The organism is Caulobacter sp. ErkDOM-E (assembly GCF_048541895.1).
Lineage (GTDB): Bacteria > Pseudomonadota > Alphaproteobacteria > Caulobacterales > Caulobacteraceae > Caulobacter.
This window is the reverse complement of the sequence record NZ_CP183331.1, coordinates 3,236,718-3,262,202: the sequence shown is the minus strand read 5'-3', so window position 1 is coordinate 3,262,202 and position 25,485 is coordinate 3,236,718. Positions and strand designations below refer to the sequence as shown.

The 25,485-nt window shown below is 66.7% G+C and carries 21 protein-coding genes; 9 read left to right on the top strand and 12 right to left on the bottom strand.

What is annotated here, in order from left to right:
- Positions 1-10: 10 nt before the first annotated feature.
- Genes ACN2C7_RS15980 through ACN2C7_RS15970 form a run of 3 tightly spaced genes read right to left on the bottom strand, consistent with a single transcriptional unit; the run spans position 11 to position 5,717 of the window.
- Entirely contained in the window at positions 11-1,411 is a 1,401-nt protein-coding gene (locus ACN2C7_RS15980; RefSeq protein ID WP_419318150.1) for an efflux transporter outer membrane subunit, read from the bottom strand.
- Between the two features lies 1 nt (position 1,412).
- Positions 1,413-4,556, bottom strand: a complete 3,144-nt coding sequence (locus ACN2C7_RS15975) for an efflux RND transporter permease subunit (RefSeq protein ID WP_419318148.1) — start codon at positions 4,554-4,556, stop codon at positions 1,413-1,415.
- A gap of 12 nt (positions 4,557-4,568) precedes the next feature.
- Positions 4,569-5,717, bottom strand: coding sequence for an efflux RND transporter periplasmic adaptor subunit (locus tag ACN2C7_RS15970; RefSeq protein ID WP_419318146.1), 1,149 nt, complete (start codon positions 5,715-5,717; stop codon positions 4,569-4,571).
- Between the two features lie 196 nt (positions 5,718-5,913).
- Between ACN2C7_RS15970 and ACN2C7_RS15965 the strand changes: the two genes are divergently transcribed.
- Positions 5,914-6,510 carry a TetR/AcrR family transcriptional regulator gene (locus ACN2C7_RS15965; RefSeq protein WP_419318144.1) on the top strand — a complete coding sequence of 199 codons (597 nt, stop codon included), beginning with the start codon at positions 5,914-5,916 and terminating at the stop codon, positions 6,508-6,510.
- A gap of 345 nt (positions 6,511-6,855) precedes the next feature.
- Positions 6,856-7,677, top strand: a complete 822-nt coding sequence (locus ACN2C7_RS15960) for a flagellin (RefSeq protein ID WP_419318142.1) — start codon at positions 6,856-6,858, stop codon at positions 7,675-7,677.
- A gap of 58 nt (positions 7,678-7,735) precedes the next feature.
- On the opposite strand, the gene ACN2C7_RS15955 is transcribed toward ACN2C7_RS15960, so the two are convergent.
- The 3 genes from ACN2C7_RS15955 to ACN2C7_RS15945 form a co-directional block, all read right to left on the bottom strand.
- Entirely contained in the window at positions 7,736-8,629 is an 894-nt protein-coding gene (locus ACN2C7_RS15955) for a rhamnogalacturonan acetylesterase (RefSeq protein WP_419318140.1), read from the bottom strand.
- A gap of 148 nt (positions 8,630-8,777) precedes the next feature.
- Entirely contained in the window at positions 8,778-10,397 is a 1,620-nt protein-coding gene (locus ACN2C7_RS15950; RefSeq protein ID WP_419318139.1) for a family 43 glycosylhydrolase, read from the bottom strand.
- A 230-nt stretch (positions 10,398-10,627) separates the two neighbouring features.
- Entirely contained in the window at positions 10,628-12,070 is a 1,443-nt protein-coding gene (locus tag ACN2C7_RS15945) for a sugar porter family MFS transporter (RefSeq protein WP_419318137.1), read from the bottom strand.
- Positions 12,071-12,256: 186 nt separating this feature from the next.
- On the opposite strand from ACN2C7_RS15945, the gene ACN2C7_RS15940 reads away from it, so the two are divergent.
- The 4 genes from ACN2C7_RS15940 (at position 12,257) to ACN2C7_RS15925 (ending at position 16,328) form a co-directional block, all read left to right on the top strand.
- Complete coding sequence (locus ACN2C7_RS15940) at positions 12,257-12,505, top strand: type II toxin-antitoxin system Phd/YefM family antitoxin (protein ID WP_419318135.1); 249 nt, start codon at positions 12,257-12,259, stop codon at positions 12,503-12,505.
- 2 nt (positions 12,506-12,507) lie between these two features.
- The gene (locus ACN2C7_RS15935; protein WP_419318134.1) at positions 12,508-12,897 is read left to right on the top strand and encodes a type II toxin-antitoxin system VapC family toxin; all 390 of its coding nucleotides are present in this window, start codon (positions 12,508-12,510) and stop codon (positions 12,895-12,897) included.
- A gap of 200 nt (positions 12,898-13,097) precedes the next feature.
- A complete protein-coding gene (locus tag ACN2C7_RS15930) occupies positions 13,098-15,284 on the top strand; it encodes a TonB-dependent receptor domain-containing protein (protein WP_419318132.1) in 2,187 nt (728 codons plus the stop codon).
- Positions 15,285-15,359: 75 nt separating this feature from the next.
- Positions 15,360-16,328 (top strand): magnesium and cobalt transport protein CorA, encoded by a 969-nt coding sequence (locus ACN2C7_RS15925; RefSeq protein WP_419318130.1) that lies wholly within the window; start codon positions 15,360-15,362, stop codon positions 16,326-16,328.
- A gap of 18 nt (positions 16,329-16,346) precedes the next feature.
- Here ACN2C7_RS15925 and yghU read toward each other — a convergent pair whose 3' ends face one another.
- Positions 16,347-17,222: a glutathione-dependent disulfide-bond oxidoreductase gene (yghU, locus tag ACN2C7_RS15920; protein WP_419318128.1), complete on the bottom strand. Its 876-nt coding sequence runs from the start codon at positions 17,220-17,222 to the stop codon at positions 16,347-16,349.
- A gap of 199 nt (positions 17,223-17,421) precedes the next feature.
- Between yghU and ACN2C7_RS15915 the strand changes: the two genes are divergently transcribed.
- Complete coding sequence (locus ACN2C7_RS15915; RefSeq protein ID WP_419318126.1) at positions 17,422-18,486, top strand: alpha/beta fold hydrolase; 1,065 nt, start codon at positions 17,422-17,424, stop codon at positions 18,484-18,486.
- Positions 18,487-18,540: 54 nt separating this feature from the next.
- Here ACN2C7_RS15915 and ACN2C7_RS15910 read toward each other — a convergent pair whose 3' ends face one another.
- Positions 18,541-19,083 (bottom strand): lipocalin family protein, encoded by a 543-nt coding sequence (locus tag ACN2C7_RS15910; RefSeq protein WP_419318124.1) that lies wholly within the window; start codon positions 19,081-19,083, stop codon positions 18,541-18,543.
- Positions 19,084-19,348: 265 nt separating this feature from the next.
- Between ACN2C7_RS15910 and ACN2C7_RS15905 the strand changes: the two genes are divergently transcribed.
- Positions 19,349-19,756 carry a DUF1330 domain-containing protein gene (locus ACN2C7_RS15905; protein WP_419318122.1) on the top strand — a complete coding sequence of 136 codons (408 nt, stop codon included), beginning with the start codon at positions 19,349-19,351 and terminating at the stop codon, positions 19,754-19,756.
- A 31-nt stretch (positions 19,757-19,787) separates the two neighbouring features.
- On the top strand, positions 19,788-20,432 hold the full coding sequence (locus ACN2C7_RS15900; RefSeq protein WP_419318120.1) for a hypothetical protein: 645 nt from the start codon (positions 19,788-19,790) through the stop codon (positions 20,430-20,432).
- Between the two features lie 66 nt (positions 20,433-20,498).
- On the opposite strand, the gene xylD is transcribed toward ACN2C7_RS15900, so the two are convergent.
- From xylD to ACN2C7_RS15880, 4 genes are all read right to left on the bottom strand, one after another.
- Positions 20,499-22,334: a xylonate dehydratase XylD gene (gene xylD / locus ACN2C7_RS15895; RefSeq protein ID WP_419318118.1), complete on the bottom strand. Its 1,836-nt coding sequence runs from the start codon at positions 22,332-22,334 to the stop codon at positions 20,499-20,501.
- On the bottom strand, positions 22,282-23,157 hold the full coding sequence (locus ACN2C7_RS15890; protein WP_419318116.1) for an SMP-30/gluconolactonase/LRE family protein: 876 nt from the start codon (positions 23,155-23,157) through the stop codon (positions 22,282-22,284). The genes xylD and ACN2C7_RS15890 overlap by 53 nt, the downstream gene beginning before the upstream one ends.
- A gap of 131 nt (positions 23,158-23,288) precedes the next feature.
- Positions 23,289-24,038: a D-xylose 1-dehydrogenase gene (gene xylB, locus ACN2C7_RS15885; RefSeq protein ID WP_419318114.1), complete on the bottom strand. Its 750-nt coding sequence runs from the start codon at positions 24,036-24,038 to the stop codon at positions 23,289-23,291.
- A gap of 5 nt (positions 24,039-24,043) precedes the next feature.
- On the bottom strand, positions 24,044-25,480 hold the full coding sequence (locus ACN2C7_RS15880) for an aldehyde dehydrogenase family protein (protein ID WP_419318112.1): 1,437 nt from the start codon (positions 25,478-25,480) through the stop codon (positions 24,044-24,046).
- Between the last annotated feature and the right edge of the window lie 5 nt (positions 25,481-25,485).

The following is a 25,485-nucleotide window of genomic DNA, read 5'->3' as shown; positions in this document are numbered from 1 at the left end:
GTAAGGCCCGTCAGGCGGCGGGAGCGCCGCCGCCGAGGACCTTGTAGAGCGTGACGAGATTGCTCGCCCGGACCAGTCGCGCCGCGATCAGGCCCTGCTGGGCGCTATAGAGGGTGCGCTGGGCGTCCAGCAGCGTCAGGCTGCTGTCGATGCCGGCGTTCCTGCGGGCCCTGGCCAGGCGCTGGCTGTCGGCGGCCGCGGCGACCAGGCGTTCCTGGGCCGACACGCGGTCGGCCACCGTGTCGCGCACCGCCAGGGCGTCGGCCACTTCGCGGAAGGCCGTCTGCACGGTCTTCTCATAGGTGGCCACAGCGATGCCCTGGCGGGCCCTGGCGCTGTCCAGCCCGGCCTTGTTGGCCCCGCCGGCGAAGATCGGCAGGCTGATGCTGGGCGCAAAGCTCCAGGCGCCCGAGCCGCTCTTGAACAGGTCGCCCAGCTCGCCGCTGGCGCCGCCCGTCGATCCGGTCAGGGCGATGCGTGGGAAGAAGGCCGCGCGGGCCGCGCCGATATTGGCGCTGGCGGCGGCCAGCTGGTGTTCGGCGGCCAGCACGTCGGGGCGACGGGTCAGGACATCCGAAACTACGCCGGCCGGCAGATCGGGCATGATCTGGGCCGTCACCAGCCCGCCGGCCGGCAACAGGTCGGCCGGGACATCGGCCCCGACCACTAGGCGCAGGGCGTTCCGGTCCTGGGCCACCTGGGCGACATAGGCGGCGACATCGGCCCGGGCCTGTTCGGCCAGGGTCTGGGCCTGACGCAGGTCCAGCGTCGAGGCGGCGCCGGCGTCGACCCGGCTCTGGGTCAGTTTCAGCGACTCGTCGCGCGCGGCCAGGGTGTCGCGGGCCAGGGCCAGCAGGTCCTCGTCGGCGGCCAGGGTCAGCCAGGTTCCGGCCACTTCCGAGATCAGGCTGATCTGGGCCGTGCGGCTGTTCTCGCGCACCGCCAGCCAGTTCTCGAGGGCGGCCTTGTTGAGGCTGCGGACGCGGCCAAACAGGTCCAGCTCATAGCCGGTGAAGCCGACACTGGCGCTGTACTGCTCGGTCTCGATGGCCGAGCCGGTCTGGCTGACCGAGGCCGGGGTGCGGGCCCGCGAGCCGGACACGCCGGCATTGATGCCCGGCAGCAGGGCGGCGCGCTGAACGCCGTACTGGGCGCGAGCCTGCTCGATATTCAGCAGGGCCACGCGCAGGTCGCGATTCTCCGTCAGGGCCAGGTCGATTGTCGCGGCCAGGCGCGGATCCTCGAACACCTCGCGCCAGCCCAGATCGGCGGCGGACGCCGTCTGGGCCGGTTGCGGGGTCGGCCAGGTCTGGGCCACCGGCAGGGTCGGTCGCTGATGCGCCGGGGCCAGGGTGCAGGCGGTCAGCGCGGTGGCCGCCAGCAGGGTCAGGGTGAGGTTGCGGATCAGCATTCTAGTGGCCCTCGGCCGGGATCGCGGGCGTCTCGCCGACGCGCTTGGACTTGGGTTTGAAGACCTTCTCGACGACCACGAAGAACAGCGGGACGAAGAAGATCGCCAGCAGGGTTCCCGAGATCATGCCGCCGATCACGCCGGTGCCGATGGCGTGCTGGCTGCCCGAGCCCGCCCCGTTGGAAATCGCCAGCGGCAGCACGCCGAAGATGAAGGCCAGCGAGGTCATGATGATCGGCCGCAGACGGATGCGGACGGCCTCCAGGGTGGCCTCGATCAGGGGCTTGCCCTTTTCGTGCAGGTCCTTGGCGAACTCGACGATCAGGATGGCGTTCTTGGCGGCAAGGCCCATGGTCGTCAGCAGCCCGACCTGGAAATAGACGTCGTTGGACAGGCCGCGCAGGGTGGTGGCCAGCAGGGCGCCGACGACGCCCAGCGGGATGACCATGATCACCGACAGCGGGATCGACCAGCTCTCGTAAAGCGCCGCCAGCAGCAGGAACACCACCAGGATCGAGATGGCGTACAGGGCGGGGGCCTGGTTGCCGGATTCGCGTTCCTGGGCCGAAAGGCCCGTCCACTCGTAGCCGATGCCCGGGGGCAGCTTGGCGGCGATCTCTTCCATGGCGGCCATGGCCGCGCCGGAGCTTTGGCCAGGCGCGGGCGTGCCCTGGATGTTGACCGACGAGAGGCCGTTGTAACGCTCCAGACGCGGCGAGCCGTAGGTCCAGGTGGTGGTGGCGAAGGCCGAGAACGGGACCATCTGGCCCGTGCCGTTGCGCACGTACCACTTGTTGAGGTCCTCGGGCGTCATGCGGAACGGCGCATCGGCCTGGACATAGACCTTCTTGATGCGACCGCGATCGACGAAGTCGTTGACGTAGGAACCGCCCAGGGCCGTGCTCAGCGCCGCATTGATGTCGGCGGTTGTCAGGCCCATGGCGCCGGCCCTGGCCTGGTCGACATCGATCCGCAGTTGCGGGGTGTCGTCCTGGCCGTTGGGGCGCACGCCGGCCAGCTTCGGGTTCTGGGCGGCCATGCCTAGCATCATGTTGCGGGCGTTGATCAGGGCCTCGTGGCCCACGCCGCCGGTGTCCTGCAGCTGGAAGTCAAAGCCCGAGGCGTTGCCCAGCTCCTGCACCGCCGGCGGCACGATCGGGAAGACCATGGCGTCGCGGATCTGGGAGAAGGCCCCGAAGGCGCGACCGGCGACGGCCGGCGCCTTCAGGTCGGCGCTCTTGCGCTCTTCGAACGGCTTGAGGCTGATGAAGGCCAGGCCGGCGTTCTGACCGGCGCCGGCGAAACTGAAGCCCGAGACGGTGAAGACCGACTTGACCGCCTGATCCTTGAGGAAGTGGGTTTCGACCTGCTTGAGCACGCCCTGGGTGCGCGCGTCCGTCGCCCCGGGGGACAGCTGCACCAGGGTATAGATGGTGCCCTGGTCTTCTTCCGGCAGGAACGAGGTGGGCATGCGGATGAACAGCACGCCCATCACCAGGATGATGGCGCCATAGATGGCCATCCAGCGGACGCTCTTGCCCAGGATGCCGCGCACGGCGCCCTGATAGCGGCCCGACAGGTCGTTGAAGCTGCGGTTGAACCAGCCGAAAAAGCCCTTGTCCGAGATCGTGTGACCCTTGGCGACAGGCTTGAGCAGGGTGGCGGTCAGGGCCGGGGTCAAGATCAGGGCGACGACCACCGACAGCAGCATGGCCGAGACGATGGTGATCGAGAACTGGCGATAGATCACGCCCTGCGAGCCGCCGAAGAAGGCCATGGGCACGAAGACGGCCGACAGCACCAGGGCGATGCCGATCAGGGCGCCGCTGATTTCCTTCATCGACTTGCGGGTGGCTTCGATGGGCGACAGCCCTTCCTCGCTCATCACTCGCTCGACGTTCTCGACCACGACGATGGCGTCATCGACCAGCAGGCCGATGGCCAGCACCACGCCGAACATGGTCAGGGTGTTGATCGAGTAGCCAAAGACCGCGAGGATTCCGAAGGTGCCCAGCAGCACGACCGGCACGGCGATGGTCGGGATCAGGGTCGCGCGCCAGTTCTGCAGGAACAGGAACATGACGATGAAGACCAGGATGATGGCCTCGATCAGGGTCTTGACCACTTCGTGGATCGACTGTGCCACGAACGGCGTGGAGTCGTAGGGCACCACATATTCAAAGCCGGCCGGGAAGCTCTTGGACAGCTCGGTCATGCGCGCCTTGACCGCCTCGGCGGTGTCCAGCGCATTGCCGCCGGGGGCTAGCTTGACGGCCAGGCCGGCCGCCGGGGCGCCGTTGAAGTGGGCGTTGAAGACATAGCTTTCGGCGCCCAGTTCGACGCGGGCCACGTCGCGCAGGTGGACGATCGCGCCGCCGGTGCTGTTGCGCAGGATGATGGCGCCGAACTGTTCAGGGGTTTGCAGGCGCGACTGGGCCGAGATGGTGGCGTTCAGGGCCACGCCCGGCGCGGCGGGTGTGCCGCCCAGCTGCCCGGCCGAGACCTGGGCGTTCTGGGCCCGGATGGCGGCGGTGACGTCGCTGGGGGTCAGCGCGAAGCTGGCCAGCTTGTCGGGGTCCAGCCAGATGCGCATGGCGTATTGCGCGCCGAACAGCTGGACGTCGCCCACGCCGTCGACGCGGCTCAGCGGATCCTGGATGTTGGCGGCGATATAGTCGGCCAGGTCGACATTGGTCGTGCCCGGGGCCTTGGAATAGAGGCCGACCACCATCAGGAAGTTGCGGGTCGACTTGACCACGCTGAGGCCCTGTTGCTGGACCTCTTGCGGCAGCAGGGCGGTGGCCGTCTGCAGCTTGTTCTGGACCTGCACCTGGGCGATGTCGACGTCGGTGCCGGCCTTGAAGGTCAGGGTGGTGGTGGCCGAGCCTGAGCTGTCACTGGTCGAGGACATGTATTCCAGGCCGTCCAGGCCCTTCATCTTCTGCTCGATGACCTGGGTGACGCTATCCTCGACGGTCTTGGCCGAGGCGCCGGGATAGTTGGCCGACACCGAAACCTGGGGCAGGGCGATGTCGGGATATTGCGCGATCGGCAGGGTGCGGATGGCCAGGAGACCGGCCAGCATGATGACGATGGCGATGACCCACGCGAAGATGGGCCTGTCGATGAAGAAACGGGAAAGCATGACAGCCGGGCCTTAGCGTTGGGCGGTGATGACGGCGGGCTTCACGGGCGCGCCGGGACGGACCTTTTGCAGGCCTTCGACGATGACCTGATCGCCCGGCTTCAAGCCGCCGGTCACCAGCCACTTGTCGCCAACCATCTGGCGCACGGTGATCGGGCGAGGCTCGGCCAGGCTTTTGGCGCCGACCACCATCACCGTGGCGTTGCCCTTGGGGTCGCGGGACACGGCGGGTTGCGGGATCAGCATGCCGTTCTGGGCTGTGGCGGTGCTGAGCGCCGCGCGCACATACATGCCCGGCAGCAGCACGCCATTGGGGTTGGCGAAGGTGGCGCGCAGGCCGACCGAGCCCGTGGCGGGATCGACGGTGACGTCCGAGAATTCCAGCTTGCCGGGGGTGGGATAGGTGGAGCCGTCTTCCAGCTTCAGGGTCACCTGGGCGGAACCCGAGCGGCCGATGCTGCCGGTGGCCAGATCGCGCTGAAGCTTCAGCAGTTCGGCCGAGGACTGGGTCAGGTCGACATAGACCCGGCTGGTGTCCTGAACCGTGGCCAGGGCGGCCGCCTGGCCGGCGGTGACCAGCGCGCCCGGCGTGACCGTGCTCTTGCCGATGCGGCCCGAAATCGGGGCCAGCACGCGGGTGTAGCCCAGGTTGATGCGGGCGGCGTCGACATTGGCCTTCTGGGCGGCGACATTGGCGGCGGCCTGCTGGCTGGCGGCCTGGGCGTCGTCATTGTCCTGCTTGCTGACGGCGCCGGTCTCGACCAGGGCCTTGTAGCGATCGGCCTTCAGCCTGGCGGCGGTATAGGCGGCCTGCGCCTGGGCCAGGCCGGCGGCGGCGCTGTTGTAGGCGGCCTGATAGGTGGCCGGATCGATCTGGTACAGCGGCTGACCGGCGCGGACATAGCCGCCTTCCTGGAACAGGCGCGCCTTGACGATGCCGCCGACCTGAGGACGCACTTCGGAGATCAGAGAGGCCGAGGTGCGGCCCGACAGCTCGGTGGTCAGGCTGACCGGCTCGGTCCGGGCAATGACCACACCCACATCGGCAGGGCCTCCAGCGCCCATGCCGGCGGCCCCGCCCTGGCCCTGCCCGCAGGCGGCGAGGGTGAACGCGATAGCGGCGAGCGCGACGGCTGTCGCCGCCGAACGTTGGAATTGCATGACAGATCCCGGTTTTGGATAAAGGCGGTCGGCGCCGGGCCATTGCCCTTGACGTAGACCGGATGATCGACAATCTGAGAATGAACGTTCATTCTCACTCGGGGCTGGACATAAGTGCGAGGCTGTCGCAAGTCAACACCGAGGGTGTCGCTTTTCGGCTGACCTAACGGAAATGTAATGCGAAACGAGATTTGCGATGGGCGATGAGATGCCATCTGCGCGGCCGACGGTAGAAACCCGTCGACAGCAGATCCTCGACGCCGCGTGCGATCAGGTGCGCCAGTCGGGTTTCCACGGCGCCAGCATGGCCGACATCGCCAAGGCCGCTGGTCTGAGCGTCGGCCAGATCTATCGCTATTTCGAGAACAAGGAGGCGATCATCGCCGCCATTGTCGCCCAGGACCTGGCCGAGATGCGCGAGAAGTTCGCCGAACTGGAAAGCCAGCCGGGCGATCTGCTGGAGGTCATGACCAGTCACTTACCCGAGGCCCTGGACAAGTGTTACGACCCACGCAGCTCGGCCCTGGTGCTGGAAGTCCTGGCCGAGGCGGCCCGCAATCCCAAGGTCGCCACCATCGTCCGCGCTGCGGACGCCCAGGAGCGCGCCTTGGCCATCACCATGCTGGAACGCAGCCGCAAGCCCGAGTGGAGCGATGCCGAGTTCAAGGCGCGGGCCGAGATGATCGGCGTGCTTTTTGACGGGCTTGTCATGCGCTCGGTCAACAACCCTGACGCCGACCGCCGGGCCTTGGCCAAGGTGTTCCACAAGACCCTGGAATGTATCCTCGCCTGAGATCTGGTCGGGCGTGATGCCGCGGGTCCGGCAACGCTGACTAGGGCTTGCGTCGCGGCCCCTCGTGACCCCCAAATCTAGATATAGTTATCGCCAACTGCGACGATCCGCCGCGATATATAGTCTGAATTTCGAAAATAGTGACCGAATGCGCTGAGTGATTACTCAAATTCTCCAGGTCGAATTTTGGATTTTTACAGAAATTTTCGAGGCCGAAACCCGAATTGCGGCCGTTAACCATCCAGATTCATTCGGAATAAACTGCCTGGGTCAAAAGTGCAGGGAGGCAAAAGCCTACCGGCAGTCAAAATGACGTCGGCGATCCTTGAATAGGAAATTTTCGCAATGGCGCTGAACAGCATCAACACGAACAGCGGCGCAATGATCGCGCTGCAAAACCTGAACTCCACCAATTCGGAACTGGCGACCGTCCAGCAGCGCATCAACACCGGCAAGAAGGTGGCCAGCGCCAAGGACAACGGTGCGATCTGGGCCACGGCCAAGAACCAAACCTCGATGGCCTCGTCGATGAACTCGGTGAAGGATTCGCTGCAGCGTGGTCAGTCGACCATTGATGTGGCCCTGGCCGCTGGCGACACCATCACCGACCTGCTGGGCAAGATGAAGGAAAAGGCCCTGGCCGCTTCCGACACCTCGCTCAACACCTCCAGCTTCAACGCTTTGAAGGCCGACTTTGAATCCCTGCGCGATCAGGTGACCAAGGCCGCCTCGAACGCCAAGTTCAATGGCGTCAGCATCGCCGACGGCACGACCACCAAGCTGACCTTCCTGGCCAACCAGGACGGTTCGGGCTTCACGGTCACCGCCAAGACCCTGTCGCTGGCCGGCCTCGGCCTGACGGCCGCTTCCAGCTTCACTGACGCCGCCACGGCCAAGACCATGATCACCACGGTGACCACGGCTCTGGGCACGGCCACCAACAAGCTGGCCTCGCTGGGCACCAGCTCGGTTGGCCTGGACACCCACCTGACCTTCGTCGGCAAGCTGCAAGACAGCCTCGACGCCGGCGTGGGCAACCTGGTTGACGCCGATCTGGCCAAGGAAAGCGCCAAGCTGCAGTCGCTGCAAACCAAGCAACAGCTGGGTGTGCAGGCGCTGTCGATCGCCAACCAGTCTTCGTCTTCGATCCTGAGCCTGTTCCGCTAAGCTTAAGGCTTCACGGAAAACGGAAAGGGCGGGTCCTCGCGGGCCCGCCCTTTTTCGTTCAGGGCAGCAGGTTCCGGCGCAGGGCAGGGACCGCGTCGGCCAGCGCCGTAGCCACCAGGGCCGAGACATGGTCGGCTCCCTCGTGACCCAGGTGCGTATAGTCAAAGGCCTGTTTGGGCGTGCCCATCGGCTCGGCCGCCGCATTGTTCTGGACCTGTGGCGTTGCGACCGGCGGTGGCGGTGGCGGAACGGCGGCGCCGGGAATCGCCGGCTCGTAAAACCGCGCCTCGATGGTGGTGCCCGACCGGGCGGCGTCGCGGACGCGGGCGTCGGGCGGGCTCTGGGCCAGCCGCATGGCCTCGACCGGGCCCATGGCCTGGACGGCGGCGGAGCTCAAGGCGTGCAGATCGACCAGCGGCGTGCCGGTCTCGGCCGCCACCCTGCGGGTCGCCTGGGCCCATGGACCCAGATCATCGACCAGCTTGCCGTCCTTGAACTGGCGGCGGGTCAGGGGGGTGACCAGCACCGGCTTGCCCCCGGCGGCCCGCACCTCTTCGACATAGCGCTGCAGATTGGCCGGAAACTCGGTGGCGAGATCGGTCGAGCGGCCCGGCTTGCCCGGCTGGTCGTTGTGGCCAAACTGGATCAGCACATAGGTGTCGGAAAAGCCGCCCGATTTGATCTCATACATCGCCAGCTTCCACGAGCCCTCGAGCCGGTAGTTGCTGGTCGAGCGACCGCCGCGGGCCAGGTTGATGCAGGCGACGAACGAGGTGACGTGCTTGCCGCAGAAGCTGGGGCCCCAGCCGCTCTGAACGGCGGTGGTGGAGTCGCCGATCAGCACGATCTTCGGGGATTTGAAGACGGGGGGATCGGTGTCGGGCGTCGCCTGGGCGTGGGCGGCCATGGGGGCGGCGAGCAGGGCGGCGGTGAGGAGGAGGGGTTTGATCATCTCAAGCGTCCCATTGAAATCGCTTGTCATCCCGGAAGCCTCGCAGAGGCTGTCCGGGACCCAGGGGCAACCGCACTGCCTTGGCCCCTGGGTCCCGGCTCTCCGCTTCGCTGCGGCCGGGATGACAAGATGAAAGAGGCGGAGTGTTTTACCCCAGCGCCCGGTACTTGAAGTTCCGGAACCGCGCCGAGCCCTTGCCGGCCGCGTAGAGGCCCGGCTTCAGCATCAGGAACCCGCCGCGCACATTGTGGTGGTAGCCGCTGACCTCCATGCCCCGGTCAAAGCGCTTCCAGGTCGCGCCGCCGTCTCCGCTGGTATGGAAGCTGACGATGTGGCGGGTGTTGCGTAGCCGCATCAGCATCTTCGAACCATGTGGATTGGCCGGTCGCCCCCGCTCGATGCCGTACTGGTGGGTGACGAAGTTCTTGGCGTCGAACCCCAGGCCGCAATAGAGCTGGCGGTCATAGAATAGGATCAGGCCGGCGCGGGTTTCCGGGTCGATGTCGATCTCGCACTCGATCTCATAGGCCTGGTCGCCGTTGACGAAGATCAGCGGCGAGCCCGTTGACGGCGCTTCGCCCGCGCCCTTCAGGGTCAGGACGCCGTCCTGGCGCGACATGCGGTCCTGCTCGCCCGGCTTGGGATCGAAGAAGTTCCACTGCACGCCCAGCTTGTCGGTGGTGAAGTCGTCCGACAGCGCCATGCCGTGCGGCACGGCCTTGCCGCCCTTCGGTTTGGCGATCGGCTTGGCCAGATCGCCGCCGCCGACCGTGAACCAGCCGTCCTTGGTCCAGGTGACCGGGGCCAGCAGGGTCTGGCGACCCAGGGTGTAGAAGCCGTTTTCATAGCCGTGATAGACCGTCCACCAGTCGCCGGCCGGGCCCTCGACCAGGGTGGCGTGGCCGCGCGACCACCACTTTTCGGAATTGTCGGTGGTGCGCACGACCGGGTTGTGCGGATCGTCTTCCCACGGGCCGGCCAGGGATTTGGCCCGGGCGACGATGACCATGTGGCCGGTCGGCGGGCCAGCGGTGCCGCCCACGGCGGTGATCATGTAATAGTAGTCGCCGCGCTTCATGACCTTGGGCCCCTCGGGCGAGAAGCCCTCAACGTCCCAGTCGTCGGGATAGCGCCAGGGGTCATAGACGTGCTCGGGCTTGCCCACGGTCGACAGGCCGTCGGGCGCCAGCTGGATGCGGTCGCCGCCCGACAGGAACAGCCAGCGCGCGCCCTTGTCGTCGACGATGTGGCCGGGGTCGATATAGCGCGGCAGCTTCAGGTCGATGGGCTCGGACCACGGGCCCTCTATCTTGTCGGCCCAGATCACATAGCTGGTGTTGTTGCCCGGAAACTTGGCCGGCAGGTAGATGTAGTAGCGGCCCTGGTGCTTGCAGAGCTCGGGGGCCCAGATCGAGCCGACATTGGTCTTCAGGCTGGCCACGACCGGCGCCCAGTTCACCAGATCCCGGCTGTGCCAGATCAGCAGGCCCGGATAGGCGTCGAACGAGCTGTGGGTCATGTAGTAGTCGTCGCCGTCCTTGAGGATCGACGGGTCGGGCCGGTCGCCGGCCAGGATCGGGTTTAGGAAGGTTCCGTCGCCCAGATCGGCCTTGCGCTGGCCCTCGACGCCCTTGGCCCATGTCGGGGTTCCGGCGGGGGCGGGACCGGGCAGGGTTCCCATCTGGGCCTGGCTGGCGGCGGGAACAGCGGCCGCAGCCGCGCCGGTCAGAAGCGAGCCCAGGGCTCCGCGTCGGCTGATCTGGACCATTTTCGTGTTCCTTCCCAAGGCTACTGGCCGCGCGAACTGCTGTCGCGCTGGCGAATGTTACCGGTCACCTAGCGGCAAGTTTCAGAGAATGTCTACCGGTGTCATCGCGATTTTCACGGGACAACGCTGTCACCTGAGCGGTCCTTGGGGAAGGGGAAACCGCACAGCAAAACGCCCGGGAGGCGGAACCTCCCGGGCGTCCTGATCGTGACGGCGTGGAAGCCGGGCGCCTAGCCCTGCATGTCTTCCAGCTCCGTCCCGCGCGTCTCGCGAACCATCTTCTGGACGAAGAAGAACGAGACCAGCGCGCTGAGCGCGTAGAAGCCGTAGGTGACCGGCAGGCCAAGGCTCGCCGCCATGGCCGGGAAGCTGACGACGATGGCGAAATTGGCCATCCACTGGGCAAAGCCCGCGACGGCCAGGCCCGAACCGCGGATCTGGTTGGGGAACATCTCGCCCAGCATGACCCACATGACCGGGCCCCAGCTGAGGTTGAAGAACACCACATAGGCGTTGGCGGCGATCAGGGCGATCAGGCCGAAATTGCCCGGCAGGCTGAGCGCGCCGTCAACCATGGAGCCTTGGAAGAAGCAGTAGCCGACCGTGGTCAGGGTGACGGCCATGCCGGCCGAACCGATCAGCAGCAGCGGCTTGCGGCCAATCTTGTCGATCAGGGCGATAGCCAGCAGGCAGGCCAGGATCGACAGCGAGCCGCCCAGGATGTTGATCTTCAGGCTGTCGTCTTCCGAGAAGCCCACCGACTGCCACAGCACCGAGCCGTAGTAGAAGACGATGTTGATGCCGACCAGTTGCTGGAACACGGCCAGACCGATGCCGGTCCAGACGATGGGGCGCAGCTTCTTGGTGATCGGGTCGATCAGGTCGCTCATCTTGGGCTTGTGATGGTCGGCCGACAGCGAGGCGCGGATCTCGGCCACCTTCTTGTCGCCCTGACCTTCGCCGAACAGGCGCGACAGGATCTTGGAGGCCTCGGCGTCCTTGCCCTTGGCGACCAGATAGCGCGGACTTTCAGGGATCGACAGCAGGCTGAAGAAGAAGATGGCGGCCGGGATGACCTGCATCCAGAACATCCAGCGCCAGGCGGGGAAGCCCAGCCAGAAGGTCGCTGTCGAGCTGCCGGCGGTGTGGGCCAGGATGTAGTTGGCCACGAACGCGCCGGTCAGGCCGGTGATGATCATGATCTGCTGCACGGACGACAGGCGGCCGCGGATGTTGGCGGGCGTGACTTCCGAAATATAGACCGGGCACAGCACGCTGGCGGCGCCCACGCCCAGGCCGCCGATCAGGCGGAAGGCGATGAATACCATCGAGGTGTCGGCCGCGCCGGTGCCGATGGCGCTGACCAGGAACAGCAGGGCCGAGATCAGCATCACGGTGCGACGGCCCCAGACGTCGGCCAGACGGCCGGCGGCGAAGGCGCCGATGGCGCAACCGATCAGGATGGCGCCGACGTTCAGGCCGGTGCCCAGCTTGCTGAGGTTGAAGGCGCTTTCCAGGCCTTCCTGCGTGCCGTTGATGACGCCGCTGTCATAGCCGAACATAAAGCCGCCAATGGTGGCGACGGCCACGATCGCGGCGATAAAGCCCATATTGACCTTGCCGCCGTAGGCGCTCATGCCCGGGCTAGGGCCCGCGCTGGATACTGAAGCCATTGGTTTCCTCCCCGTGGCCCGAAGGCCGTGTTCAATCCCAGAGCGTCCTTGATGAAGCGCTCGTTGGCCGCGACCTTAGTGTTACCGGTATCAGCGCGCAAGCGGTGAGACCAGGTTGCGACTTTGGCCGTCTTTATGCCGGGTTCGATCTGTGCTAGCTAGCCTTAGCTAATAGCGAGTCCGGCCATGCGTACAGTCAACATGCACGACGCCAAGTCGCAACTTTCGAGGTTGGTTGAAGCCGTCGAGAGCGGTGAGACCGACGAGGTGGTGATCGCCCGCAATGGCCGGCCCGCGGCGCGGTTGGTGCCCATGGTGTCGGCCGGCCGCACGCCCGTGCGGATCGGCATCGCCAAGGGTCTGTTCGTCGCGCCCGCTGATACCCAGGCGCAGGACGCCGAGGTGGCCGCCCTTTTCCTGGAGTCCCGGGATTGAGGTTGCTGCTCGACACGCACATCGCGCTCTGGACCCTGACCGACGACCCGCGCCTTTCCCAGCAGGCGCGCGCGCTGATCCTGGATCCCGCCAACGAGGTCTGCGTCAGCGCCGTGACCTTGTGGGAGATCGCCATCAAGCATGGGCTGGGTCGCGAAGGGGCGAGCGCGATGCCGATCTCTGCGCAGGAAGCCCAACTGCTGTTCAGCGCGTCGGGCTATTGCCTGGTCCCGATCACGCCCGAGCAGGCGGTGGCTGTCGAAACCCTGCCGCGCATCCACGCCGATCCCTTCGACCGCTTGCTGGTGGCCCAGGGGCTCACCGAGGCCCTGGTGCTGGTGACGCACGACGCGGTGGTGGCCTCCTACAACGCGCGGATCATCCAGGTCTGACCTGGGCCTCAAACGCCTGACCGTTGCGCCAAAACCGCACTCCATCTCCAAGCGCAACATTGCCGAAAAGACATTTGATCCCGGTGTCGGGGCGCGGTCTACAGCGAAACAGCTAGCAACTATTTACAGTTGTAGTATTTACAGTTGTAATGCTGAGGCGTCGGGCGATCTCGCTCGGGGCTCGGTCCCTGGGAGCGTCCATGCGTCTGAAACTTCTGTTCGTGGCGACCGCGATGGTCCTGCCCGGCCTGGCCATGGCCCAGACGATCCCCGCCCAGGCGCCCGCCGCCGCCAAGCCTGTGGACAAGTCCGCCCCGACAGCTATCGAGGGCGTGGTGGTGACCAGCGATTCTACCGCCATGCGCACCTCGATCGACCGCCGCAGCTACAGCGTCGCCAATGACCTGTCGGCCCGCACCGGCTCGATCGCCGACGCCCTGCGCAACGTCCCCTCGGTCGAGGTCGACGTGCAGGGCAATGTCAGCCTGCGCGGCGACGCCAATGTCACCATCCTGATCGACGGCAAGCCCTCGGGCCAGTTCAACGGCGACGGCAAGGCCGACGCCCTGCAGTCGCTGCCGGCCGACCAGATCGACCGGGTCGAGGTGATGACCAACCCTTCCGCCGCCTTCCGTCCCGACGGTTCGGCCGGAATCATCAATCTGATCACCAAGAAGACCCAGAAGCCGGGCGTGAACGGCTCGGTGCGGGCCAATGTCGGCTCGGGCGGGCGCTACAATGGCGGGATCAGCGCGACCCGCCGCCAGGGCAAGCTGACCCTGTCGGGCGACGCCGGCTATCGTCGCGACGTTCAGCAGTTCGTCTCCGAGACCGACCGCGCCATCCTTGATCAGACCAGTGGACAGTTTCTGCCCAGCACCCAGGATCTGGACTCCCAGAACGAGAGCGACGGCCTGAACCTGCGCGGCGGGCTGGACTATGATCTGGACAAGCAAAACCGCCTCAGCGCCGAGGTGCGCTATCGCGGCATGGCCATGGATAGCGATAGCCGCGAGCTCTATTCCGCCCGCAACGCCGCCGGCGCGGTCTCGCGCAGCTATGAGCGGCTGACCCAGGGCGAGATGAACCGCGACAACGGCGCGCTCAGCGCCGACTGGCGCCGGCAGCTGACGGGCGCCGGCCACGAACTGACCGCCCATGCCGAATATGAGGTCACCAGCTTCTCGCGCGACGGCCGGGGCCTGACCCGCAACAGTCCGGGCGTCGACAGCTATGAGACCTTCGGTTTCGGCATCGACCAGACCCGCGCCAATCTCAAGGTCGACTACGTCAAGCCGCTACCGGGTGATGTGAAACTGAAGGCCGGTGTCGACTTGGAGGTCGGCGAGAACGACTATGACAACCGCCGCGCCGTCGGCCCCGCGCCCGGCGCCCTGGTCGTCGACACCGCGCGCACCAACCGCTTTCTGTACGATCAAGACGTCTTCGCCGCCTATGTCACCTATGAGCGCCCGTTCGGAGATTTCACCGTGCAGGGCGGCCTGCGGGCCGAGCAGGTCAATATCGACACCCACCAGCTGACCTCGGCCCAGAAGAACAGCAATGACGATTTCAAGGTCTATCCCAGCCTGTTTCTGAGTCATACCCTCAATGAAAACAACACGCTGAACGCCAATTACAGCCGCCGTATCCAGCGGCCCCAGGCGCAGGACCTCAATCCCTATCCGGTCTATCAGGACCCCTACAACTACCGGGCCGGCAATCCCGACCTGAAGCCGCAACAGACCGACGCCTTCGAGCTGGGCTGGCAGTATCGCAAGGGCCAGACCTCCTATCTGGCCACCCTGTATCACCGCCGAAACACCCAGAGCGTCACCGACGTGGTCACCGATCTGGGCGGCGGCGTGCTGCTGACCACCAAGCAAAACCTGGGCAAGAACAACAGCACCGGCCTGGAGCTGGCAGCCAATGGCCGCCTGACCCCGACCCTGACCTACAGTGTCAGCAGCAACCTCTTCCGCAACGAGATCGCCGCCGCCAATCTGGGCTTTTCGGGCACGCGCGAGGACACCATGGTCTCGGGCCGCGCCAATCTGAACTGGCAGGTCACGCCGAAGGATTTCCTGCAGCTCAACGCCATCAGCTCGGGCCGTCGCCTGACCCCGCAGGGCTATCGCGAGCCGTTCAGGATGCTCAATCTGGGCTATCGTCGGAAGATCAATGACAAGCTGTCCTTCGTGGTCACCGGCCAGGATGTGCTCAACACCATCGAGGACACGGTGATCATCGACACCCCGACCCTGCGCGACACCACAAGTCGCCAGCCAAGGGTGCGGGCTGTGTTTGTCGGCTTCACCTGGCTGTTCGGCGGCGGCAAGCAGCGCGAGCCCGGCTTCGACTTCAGCGGCGCCCAGGTCGGCAACTGAAATCCCCGCCGGCCGGCTGTGACCCTGGGTGATTTCATGTCATAGCGCCAGCGTCACACGGGATCTGGAGCGTCCATGAGCGTCGTTGCGGCCATCGCCTATGTGGATGGAAAACGGTCCCGCGCGCTGGACCTCGATACGCCTGACGACCTGGTTCCGCGCGAGGGCGAGTTCGTCTGGATTGGTCTGCTGGAGCCGACCAAGGCCGAGCTGGCGGTGCTGCAGGATCGTTTTGGCCTGCACCCCCTGGCGGTCGAGGACGCGCTGCACGCCCGGCAGATGCCCAAGGTGGATCTCTATGGCGACCAGCTGTTCGTGGTGGCCAAGACCGCACAGTTGATCGAGGGGCGCATCGAGTACGGCGAGACCGACATCTTCGTGGGGCCCCGCCACCTGATCACGGTGCGCCACGGCTCGGCCCGGGCCCATACCGACCTGCGCGAGCACCTGGAGGCCACACCCCGCCTGCTGGGCCACGGCGGCGACTATGTGCTGCATGCGGTGCTGGACTTCATTGTCGACGGCTATCTGCCGATCGTCGACGCGATCGATGACGAGATGGCCGAGATGGAGCGGCGGGCGCTGGACAATTTCCTGAGCCGGTCAGAGGTGGCGCGCATCTTCGCCCTGCGCCGCGAGTTGATGCGGTTCCGCAAGCTGTTGGGACCGATGGAGCAGGTGGCCAGCGAGCTTGAGCATCACGACATGCCGTGCATCGACGCCGAGGTGAAACCCTATTTCCGCGACGTGCGCGACCACATCGTCCGGGTCGCCTCACTGGTCGAGGGGCTGCGCGACGTGCTGACCTCGGTGTTCGAGGTCAGCTCGCTGCTGGAACAGCAACGCCAGGGGGTGATCACCCGGCAGCTGGCGGCCTGGGCCGCCATGCTGGCCGTGCCGACCGCCATCGCCGGCATCTATGGGATGAACTTCGAGCACATGCCCGAGCTGACCTGGACCTTCGGCTATCCCCTGGCCCTGAGCGTGATCGTCGGGGTCTGCCTGTTCCTGTACTGGCGGTTCAAGAAGACTCGTTGGCTCTGACCCGCCGGGCCGGGCGGACTATTTGGCCGCCTCGACCTTGTCCTGGGTCTTGGTGTCGAAGTCGCTGGCCTCATGGCGTTCGCGCAACTGGCTGGAGGGCTCGCCGAACACGCGGTTGACCATGCGGCCGCGCTTGACGGCAGGGCGCGCGCCGATGGCGTCGGTCCAGCGGATGACGTTCTTGTAGTCCTGCACTGACAGGAACTCGCCGGCCTCGTACAGCAGGCCCTTGGCCATGCCGCCGTACCAGGGCCAGATGGCCATGTCGGCGATGGTGTACTCGTCACCCGCGACAAAGGCGGTCTCGCCCAGGCGGCGGTCCAGCACATCCATCTGGCGCTTCACCTCCATGGCGTAGCGGTCGATCGGATATTCCATCTTGTAGGGCGCATAGGCGTAGAAGTGGCCAAAGCCGCCGCCCAGGAACGGCGCGCTGCCCATCTGCCAGAACAGCCACGACAGGCACTCGGCCCGCGCCGCCGGCTCGGTGGGCAGGAAGGCCCCGAACTTTTCGGCCAGGTGGATCATGATGGCGCCGGACTCGAAGATCCGTATCGGCTCGGGGCCGCTGTGGTCGACCAGGGCCGGAATCTTGGAATTGGGATTGGCCGCCACAAAGCCGCTGCCGAACTGGTCGCCATCGCCGATATTGATCAGCCAGGCGTCATACTCGGCGCCGGCATGGCCCAGGGCCAGCAGCTCTTCCAGCAGGATCGTCACCTTGACGCCGTTGGGCGTGCCCAGGGAGTACAGCTGCAGGGGATGGCGACCCACCTTCAGGGGCTTGTCATGGGTGGGCCCGGCGATCGGCCGGTTGATCGACGCGAACTTGCCGCCGTTCTCCTTGTTCCAGGTCCAGACCTTGGGCGGCACATAGGCGGGGGCGTCGGTCATGGCAGGCTCCTGGTGGCGGTCGAGCGCTTGGGCGCTTCTGGCGTGGACCAATGTGGCGGGTCGTGCGTGACTGCGCCAGTGCAAGCGGCGGTATTTGATCGCCGATCGACGTTTCCCTAACGTATCCAGGCCGCAAGGCGAGTTTCGGGAAAGCGGCGAGTCGATCACGGCTGGCGCGGGTTGTTTTTGGGGTGGATCGATGTCGAAGTTTTCGGGCCTGATGGCCGCGCTGATCCTGACCTGCGCGCCGGGCCTCGCCACCGCCCAGGCCCCTGACAGGCCGGCGGTCGCCGCGCCGGTCAAGGCCATCCACGAGGAAGGCTTCGTGCGCATCGGCGGGATCGAGCAGTGGGTCACGATCCACGGCGACGACCGCTCCAGGCCGGTGATCCTGATGGTGCACGGCGGGCCGGGCAATCCGATGACCCCCTACGCCAGTCCCTATTTCCAGGCGTGGGAGAAGGACTTCGTCATCGCCCAGTGGGACCAGCGCGGCGCGGGCATGACCTTCGGCCAGAGCCCGCCCGCCGAGGGCGAGTCCCTGACGGTGGAGCGCCTGCGCGACGACGGGATCGAGGTGGCGGCCTACGTCAACCAGCGCCTGGGCAAGCAGAAGCTGATCCTGATGGGCGGGTCGTGGAGTTCGATCCTGGGCACGCACATGGCCAAGGCGCGGCCGGACCTGTTTCACGCCTATGTCGGCTCCTCGCACCTGGCCCGTTCCGCCGACAACCTGAAGGCCAGCTATGACCGAACCCTGGAGCTGGCCCGCGCCGGCGGTGACCAGGACGCGATCGGCAAGCTCGAGACCGTGGGGCCGCCGCCCTGGACCAATCCGCGCAACTTCGGGATCATCCGTCGCATCACCCGCAAGTACGAGGCCGCCCGCACCGATCCGGCGCCGACCGAATGGATGGCCCGCGCCCCCGCCTATGAGACCCCCAAGGCCCTGGCCGACTACGAGGGCGGCGAGGACTATTCCTACATCGAGTTCGTCGGCATGAAGGGCGAGGGGATGTATTCGAAGACCGACCTCTACGCCCTGGGCCCCAAATTCGCCCTGCCGATCTATGTCATCCTGGGCGAGCAGGACCTGATCTCGACCCCTGAGGTCGCCCGCGCCTGGTTCGATACGCTGCAGGCTCCCGACAAGGCCTTCGTGCTGCTGCCGCGCACCGGCCACGACCCCAATCCGGCCATGGCGGCGGCCCAGCTGGAGATCCTGAAGACCAAGGTGCTGCCGAGGATCGGCAAGGGGGGCTGAGGGCGCAGGCCCGGTTCAGGCAGGCGTGCCGCTGAGGATCGTCTCGGGCGCCGACTATGATCCTGTCGCGGGGAATTCCAGCAGCTGGGTGTCGTAGCCCAGCGCCTTGGCGCGTTCGACCAGCTTGGCCACCTGCGCCGGGCTGGGCTGAGGGTCGCGCGTGTAGATCCACAGATCGTGGAAGCGGGGATCGGCCGAGATGAACCAGCTGTAGTCGTCCGCCCGCTCCAGAACCCAGTAATCGCGCGGGATCCGGAAGAGGCCGAAGACGCGATAGCTGACGTGCAGCTTGGCGTTTGTCCCCGGATCCATAATGCGCGCCGGGCCGCCGATGGTCTTCAGCCTGCCCGCCGGCGAGCCGGCGCGACAGAAGTCCAGCACCGTGACCTTGTCGCCGCCACGCGGCGTATAGGTGGTGCCGCCCGCTACGCAGCCATCGGTGAGCGACATGGGCCGTCGCCCGATCTCGTACCATGTGCCGGTGTAGAACCGCGCCGCGTCAATCGTCGCGGCGGGTTTCAGAGCGCTGGTGGACGCGCCCGTCGAGGCGCACCCCGCGAGGATCAGCAGGCTCGAAGCGATCAGCAGGGCGCGCATGGGGAACTCCGTCTTGAGGCTCAAGCTACGGACCGATGCGCCCTGCGGATGCTTGGCGGAGGAGGGGCCGTCTTCCCTGCCGTTTCTTGAAGCGGAACGGCTGGACGCCAGTCGCAGCATGATTCCGTCAGGGGCTTGAACCCGCGCGTACCGGGCAGGGCGTGCGGTCAGGTTTCGGGGGTGACAGGGGCTGTAAACAAGTGGCATGCTTATTGCCATATTATGAGCCCGGAACGGTCCGGGCGGCGGTTCCCGGAGATTTCCGATGCAGGTCACCAATGCCCACGGCCCGACCCAGGCCCAGCAGCTCGCCGCGTTTCAGCGGGACGACGGCAAGCCGATCTACATGCTCAACCTGCTGAAGTTCCGCGACCAAGCCGTCTATCCCGACGGGCGCGAGACCACGCTGAGCGGCGCTGAGGCCTATGCCCTCTATGGCCGGGCCGTCAGCAAGATGATCGCCGAGGCGGGCGGCAAGCTGGTGTTCAGCGCCCAGGTGCGCGGCCTGTTGATCGGCGAGGTCGAGGGGCCGTGGGATTCGGTGGCGGTGATGATGTACCCGTCCTTCAAGGCCATGGCCGAGATCCTCAGTTCGCCGGGCTATGCCGAGATCCACGCCCATCGTGACGCCGGCCTGGATGGCCAGGTGCTGATCGAAACCGTGATGGGCTGAAGCCCTCGGGGCTTATGGGAGGGTCTGCAAGATGTCGAGTTTCTGGGTCTGGGCCGTCGCCCTTGGTCTCTATGCCCTGTTCCTGGCCTGGTATGTGAACTGGCGCGGCCCGCTGTCGGCGGCCGAGGTCACCGACCTGATCGGCCGCATGAGGGCCGCCAGCATCGGTCGGGGCGGGGCCGACGAACTGCCGACCCTGGAGCGCTTCCTGGCCGAGGACGACGGACGCGAGTTCTTCATGCTCAACGTCATCCGCATGGCCGACGGACCGGTGGCCGATCCGGCGACCGGCGCGCTGAAGCCCGCCCGCGTGGTGATGGAAGGCTATACCCGCATGTTCCTGCCGGCCCTGTTCCGGCGCGGCGGCCATCCGGCCCTGGCCGCGCGGCAGGTCGGGGGCCTGGTCGATACCTGGGGGATCGAGGACTGCCCCAAATGGTCGATGATGGGCTATGTCCGCTATCGCAGCCGGCGGGACCTGGCCCAACTGGTCTGTGATCCGCGCTTTGCCGGGGCCCACGCCTTCAAGCACGCGGCCATGCCCCAGACCTTCAACTTCCCGACCCGGCCGATGATCATGACCCTGGCAGGACCCCGGCTGTGGGTCGGGCTGATCCTGGCCCTGCTGGCCGCCCTGGCCCAGGTGGCGCTGCTGTTGGCGGCGTCGGCGGGTTGAGCCATGTCGCCACCGCCCTGACTCTCCGCTCTACCGAGCCTTTGCCCGGTGGAGCGGAGCCGGGACTCAGTGGTTGTGCCGGGGCAGCTTGCTGGCCAGATCCTGATACTTGACCGCAAATTCCAGCACCCCGCCGGTCTCGAGCTGGCCGGTATGGGCCCGGTAGATCTCCTGCCAGGGCGTCATGGTTTCCGGCACGGGCGGCAGGCCTTCCTTGCGGCGTTCGGCGATCACCGCCTCGTCCACCAGGGCGTCGCAGCGGCCGGTGTTGAGGTCGATGCGGATGGTGTCGCCGGTGCGCAGCCACGACAGCCCGCCGCCGATCGCGCTTTCGGGCGAGGCGTTGAGGATCGAGGGGCTGTCGGCGGTGCCCGACTGGCGGCCGTCGCCCAGGGTGGGCAGGCTCATGATGCCGCGCTTGAGCAGGGCGTCCGGCGGCTGCATGTTGACCACCTCGGCCGAGCCGGGCCAGCCGATCGGGCCGGCGCCGCGGATCACCAGGATGCAGTGCTCGTCGATATTGAGCGCCGGGTCATTGATGCGGGCGTGATAGTCGCCGGAGCCGTCAAACACGATGGCCCGAGCCTCGAAGATGTCTTCCTTGCCCGGATCGCTCAGGTAGCGGGCGCGGAAGTCGGGGCCGATGACGCTGGACTTCATGATCGCGAAGTCGAACAGATTGCCCTTCAGCACCAGGAAGCCGGCCTTTTGCGCCAGCGGCTGGGCGTAGGGGAAGATCACCTCGCGGTCCTTCGTCTCGCGACCTTCCAGGTTTTCCGCCATGGTCTTGCCGGTGACGGTCAGCACGTCGCCGTGCAGGCGGCCGTTCTGCAGCAGCTCCCACAGCACGGCGGGGGCGCCGCCGGCCCGGTGGAAGCGCTCGCCCAGATACTTGCCGGCCGGCTGCATGTTGACGATCAGCGGGATGTCATAGGCCGCGCGCCAGTCGTCGGCGGTGATCTCCAGCCCGGCGTGACGGGCCATGGCCACGATGTGCGGCTGGGCGTTGGTCGAGCCGCCGGCCGCCGCGACCAGGGCGATGGCGTTTTCGAAGGCCTTCTGGGTCAGGATGTCCTTGGGCTTGATGTCTTCATAGGCCAGGTCGACGATCCGCTGGCCGGTGCGATAGGCCATCTGGCCACGCTCGCGATAGGGGGCCGGGATGGCCGCGCAGCCGGTCAGGGACAGGCCCAGGGCTTCGGCGACCGCGTTCATGGTCGAGGCCGTGCCCATGGTGTTGCAGTGGCCGGCCGAGGGGGCGCTGTCGGCGGCGCGCTGGATGAACTCGTCCTCGTTGATCTCACCGGCCGCCAGCTTGCGGCGCGAGCGCCAGATCACCGTGCCCGAGCCGACCAGCTCGCCGTCATGCCAGCCGTCCAGCATCGGCCCGCCCGACAGGACGATGGCCGGGATATTGACCGTGGTGGCGGCCATGATGCCGGCCGGCGTGGTCTTGTCGCAGCCGGTGGTCAGGACCACGGCGTCGATCGGATAGCCGTGCAGGGTCTCGACCAGGCCCAGATACGAGAGGTTGCGGTCCAGCGCCGCCGTCGGGCGACGGCAGTTCTCGAAGATCGGATGGACCGGAAACTCCATCGGAATGCCGCCGGCGTCGCGGATGCCGTCTCGGATCCGCGTGACCAGATCCAGATGGATGCGGTTGCACGGCGAGATGTCGCTGCCGGTCTGGGCGATGCCGATGATCGGCTTACCGCTGCGCAGTTCCTCGGGCGTGATCCCGTAGTTCATGAACCGCTCCAGATAGAGGGCGGTCATGTCGATGTGGTCGGGATTGTCGAACCAGTCGCGCGAGCGGAACCGGCGGGGCGTGCGGCCCAATGGGGTATGACTATGGGAGGTCAAGGCGCACCTCGTATTGGGGCTGGCCGGCGACATCGACATCGACGGCGAACAGGCCGCCGGCTTCGGGCCAGGCGGCGAGGGTCTCGTCGCTCAGGCCCTTGCGGGCGGTGGTGAAATAGAGGGTCTTCAGGCGCGGGCCGCCAAAGCACGGCTTGGTGACATTGGGGGCGGGCAGGGCGATGCGGTCGACGATCTCGCCCTCCGGCGAGATGCGCAGCACCGACGCGCCGCCCCACAGGGCGGTCCACAGATAGCCCTGTGAATCAACCACCGAGCCGTCGGGCCAGGCGTTGTCGATGTCGATGCGGGCCAGCACGCGCTTGCCCGTCAGGTCGCCGTCGGCGTCGACGTCATAGGCCCAGATCGTCTTGGCCAGGGTGTCGGTGTGATAGAAGGTCTTGCCGTCCGGGCTGACGCACGGGCCGTTGGTGATGCAGACGCCGTCGTCCTGCTTGACCGTCTCGCCGGCGGCGGTCAGGCGATACAGGGCGCCGCTGGCGGCTTCCTCGCCGTCATGCATGGTGCCGAACCACAGGCGGCCCCGGGCGTCGATGGTGGAATCGTTGGGGCGGTTGTCCAGTTCCGGCGGCTCGATCTCGCCCAGGAAGGCGAAGTCGCCGCTCGCGGGATCGAAGCTGTGCAGGCCGCTCTTCAGCCCGGCGATGAAGCCGTCCTCGCCGGCGATGGGCGCGACAAAGGTCACCTGCTCGGGGGCGGGAAAGCTCTGCTGCGCGCCGTTGGCCGGATCGTAGCGGTGGACGGTGTGGCCCTTGATGTCGACGAACCACAGGGCGTCGCGATGCCAGATCGGGCCCTCGCCGAGGGTGGCTTTCAGGTCCCAGACGCAGGTGGGGGTCGGCATACGCATAATCTCCTTAGCCCTCCCCCTTGATGGGGGAGGGTTGGGTGGGGGTGATAGGGCGCTTGCCGGCGGAACCGCCGCAGCACCCCCATCCCCAACCCTTCCCCCATCAAGGGGGAAGGGGGCAACCCCTACCGCCAGCCGGCGTCGATCCAGTACTCATGGCCCGTGCACAGGGCCGCATCGTCCGAGGCCAGGAACAGCACCAGGGAGGCCACGTGGTCGGGGACCAGGCGCCCCTTCAGGCACTGGGCCTTGACGATCTCGGCCTCGCCTTCGGGCGTGTACCACTTCTCCTGACGCTTGGTCTTGACGTTGCCGGGCACCACGCAGGTGACGCGGATGTCGTCGGGACCCAGCTCGCGGGCCAGGGCCCGGGTCATGCCCTCGATGCCCGCCTTGGCGGTTTCGTAGAGGACCAGATCCTCCAGACCCAGGTGCCAGCTGATCGAGCCGAAATTGATGATCGCCCCCCCGCCGCGCCTGGCCATGCCCGGCGCGACCGCCTGGGCCGCGAACAGCATGTGGCGCAGATTGACGCCGATGCGGTTGTCCCAATAGGCGGGCGTGATGTCGGCCAGCTTGTGGCGGTCGTCATTGCCGGCATTGTTGACCAGCACGTCGATGTCGCCGATCTCGGCCAGCACGGCCTTCAGGCTGTCGAGGTCCATCAGGTCGCAATGCCTGTAGACCGGCGCGATGGCCGCGTTCGGCGTCAGCGCGTCGACCAGGGCCATGGAGTCCGCATCGACGATGTCGAGGAAGATCACCTCGGCGCCCTGGCGCACGAAGCCGGCGGTCAGGCCGGCCCCGATGCCGCTGCCGCCGCCGGTGACGACGACGCGCTTGCCCTTCAGGCTGGGATAGATGGCTGAAGACATGCGGCTTACGACCAGGAATACGAGGTTTTGGTCTGGGTGAAGAACTCGACCGCCGCGAAGCCCTGTTCGCGGGCCCCGTAGCTGGAGCTCTTCGAACCGCCGAACGGCACGTGATAGTCGACGCCGGCGGTGGCCAGATTGACCATGGTCATGCCGGCCTTGGCGTGACGCTGGAAGTGGCGGGCATATTTCAGCGAGGTGGTGGCGATGCCGGCCGACAGGCCGAATTCGACGCCGTTGGCGACCTCCAGGGCTTCCTCATAGTCCTTGACCCGGATGGTCGAGGCGACGGGGCCGAAGACTTCCTCGTTGTTGATCCGCATGTTGCGATCGGTGTCGGCGATCAGGGTCGGCTGCACGTACCAGCCGGGATTTTCCAGCTGTAGGCGCTGGCCGCCGGTGACGATGCGGCCGCCCTCGCCGGCGGCAATGTTGATGTAGCGGTACGAGGTTTCCATCTGGTCTTCGGAGACCGCCGGACCGATCTGGGTGTTGGGGTCGAGGGCGTCACCGACCCGCAGGGCGGCGATCTTCTCGGCCAGCAGGGCCACGAACCTGTCGTGGATGCCGTCGGTGACGATCAGGCGCGAGCTGGCGGTGCAGCGCTGGCCGGTGGCGAAGAACGAGCCGTCCAGAGCGATGGCGACGGCGCGCTCCAGGTCGGCGTCGTCCAGCACGATCAGCGGGTTCTTGCCGCCCATCTCCAGCTGCACGCGGGCCTGGCGGGCCACGGCGGCGGCGGCGACTTGCGCGCCCACACCCTGCGAGCCGGTGAACGAGACGCCGTCGACGTCCTTGTGCTTGACCAGGGCGTCGCCCATCGAACCGCGACCAAACAGCATGTTGAACACGCCGGCCGGAGCGCCGCATTCCTGCATGATGTCAGCCAGCACCGAGGCGGTGGCCGGGGTCGGGCCGGCGGGCTTGATCACCACGGTATTGCCGAAGGCCAGGGCGGGTGCCGCCTTCCAGGCCGGGATGGCGATCGGGAAGTTCCAGGGGGTCACGAGACCGAACACGCCGACGGCCTGGCGATAGGTCTGGATCTCGACGCCCGGACGGGTGCTTTCCAGGTTCTGGCCATGGCGGCGCAGGGCCTCGCCGGCGAAGTACTTGAAGATGCGGCCGGCGCGGACGGTCTCGCCCACGCCTTCCGGAACCGTCTTGCCCTCTTCGCGGGCCAGAAGACGGCCGATGTCAGCGCTGCGGGCGATGATGGTCGAGCCGACCTTGTCCAGCAGGTCCGAGCGAACCTCAGGCGAGCTTTCCGACCAGCTCGGGAACGCCTTCTTGGCCGCGTCGACGGCGGCGTCGACTTCGGCGGAACCGCCGTTGGGCACATTGGCCACGACGTCGTTGGTGTTCGACGGGTTCAGGCTCTGGGTCGGGGCGTCGGAGGCGACGCGTTCGCCGCCGATGAAGTGGCGCAGGGTGTCGGTCATGGGAC